This window comes from Streptomyces coffeae, from assembly GCF_016741875.1.
In the GTDB taxonomy this organism is placed as follows: Bacteria; Actinomycetota; Actinomycetes; order Streptomycetales; family Streptomycetaceae; genus Streptomyces; species Streptomyces coffeae.
Genome location: NZ_JAERRF010000194.1, coordinates 1 through 481 on the forward strand (window position 1 = coordinate 1; position 481 = coordinate 481).

The window sequence follows — 481 nt, forward strand, 5'->3', positions numbered from 1 at the left end:
GTGTTCCGCGGGGTTGGTCGTTTGAGCAGGCGGCGTCGGTGCCGGTGGTGTTCTTGACGGCGTATTACGCGTTGATGGATCTGGCCGATCTCCGGGCGGGGGAGTCGGTGGTGGTTCATGCGGCTGCGGGTGGTGTGGGTATGGCGGCGGTGCAGTTGGCTGCGCATGTGGGGGCGGAGGTGTTCGCGACCGCCAGTGAGGGCAAGTGGCCCGCGGTGCGTGAGCTTGGTATTCCGGCTGATCGTATTGCTTCGTCGCGGACGACGGAGTTCGAGGAGGTGTTTTCCCGGGTTACGGGTGGTGTTGGGGTGGATGTGGTGCTGGATTGTCTGGCGGGGGAGTTTGTTGATGCGTCGTTGCGGTTGATGGGTGAGGGTGGTCGGTTTGTGGAGATGGGCAAGACCGATGTCCGTGATGCGGGGGAGGTGGCTGCTGCTTATCCGGGGGTGGTGTATCAGGCGTTCGATGTGATGGACGCGGG

The 481-nt window shown here is 63.6% G+C and carries 1 protein-coding gene; it reads left to right on the forward strand.

Translation table 11 applies throughout. The features are described 5' to 3' along the window. Positions 1–481: zinc-binding dehydrogenase (locus JK363_RS45215; RefSeq protein ID WP_201883516.1), on the forward strand; the 481-nt coding region annotated here is incomplete at both ends.